This is a genomic window from Roseovarius sp. MMSF_3281, from assembly GCF_030733685.1.
GTDB lineage: Bacteria > Pseudomonadota > Alphaproteobacteria > Rhodobacterales > Rhodobacteraceae > Roseovarius.
Genome location: NZ_JASHIM010000061.1, coordinates 1 through 1,049, shown reverse-complemented (window position 1 = coordinate 1,049; position 1,049 = coordinate 1). Strand labels below are relative to the sequence as shown.

Annotated in this window: 1 protein-coding gene; it reads right to left on the bottom strand. The window is 63.6% G+C overall.

The annotated features are described in order from the left end of the window. A partial coding sequence (gene tuf, locus RBB32_RS21305) for an elongation factor Tu (RefSeq protein WP_306155765.1) occupies positions 1-1,049 on the bottom strand: 1,049 nt, incomplete at both ends.

The following is a 1,049-nucleotide window of genomic DNA, read 5'->3' as shown; positions in this document are numbered from 1 at the left end:
TCGATGATCTTCGACACGACGCCGGCGCCGACGGTGCGGCCGCCTTCGCGGATGGCGAAGCGCAGCCCGTCTTCCATGGCGATCGGCGCGATCAGTTCAACCTCGAACTTCAGGTTGTCGCCCGGCATCACCATCTCGGTGCCCGAGGGCAGCGTCACGGTGCCGGTCACGTCGGTCGTACGGAAGTAGAACTGCGGACGGTAGTTCGCGAAGAACGGCGTGTGACGGCCACCCTCTTCCTTGGTCAGGATATAGGCCTCGGCCTCGAACTTGGTGTGCGGCGTCACCGAACCCGGCTTACACAGAACCTGCCCACGCTCAACGCCGTCACGGTCGACACCGCGCAGCAGTGCGCCGATGTTGTCGCCCGCTTCACCGCGATCCAGCAGCTTGCGGAACATTTCAACGCCGGTGCAGGTCGTCTTCTTGGTCGCGTTGATGCCGACGATCTCGATGTCGTCGCCCACGTTGATCACGCCACGCTCGACACGGCCGGTCACAACGGTCCCGCGGCCCGAGATCGAGAACACGTCTTCGATCGGCATCAGGAAGGGCTTGTCAACGTCACGCTCAGGGGTCGGGATATAGTCATCCACGGCCGCCATCAGTTCCTTGATCTTCTCTTCGCCGATTTCCGGCTTGTCGCCTTCCATCGCCGCAAGGGCCGAACCGGCAATGATCGGGATATCGTCGCCCGGGAAGTCGTAGTCGCTCAGCAACTCGCGCACTTCCATTTCCACCAGTTCCAGCAGTTCCTCGTCGTCCACCTGGTCGACCTTGTTGAGGAACACCACCAGCGCGGGCACGCCAACCTGGCGGGCCAGCAGGATGTGCTCACGCGTCTGCGGCATCGGGCCGTCGGCCGCGTTCACAACCAGGATCGCGCCGTCCATCTGCGCCGCACCGGTGATCATGTTCTTCACGTAGTCCGCGTGGCCGGGGCAGTCGACGTGCGCGTAGTGGCGGTTCTCGGTCTCGTACTCGACGTGCGCCGTCGAAATCGTGATCCCGCGGGCCTTCTCTTCCGGCGCGCCGTCAATCTGGTCATA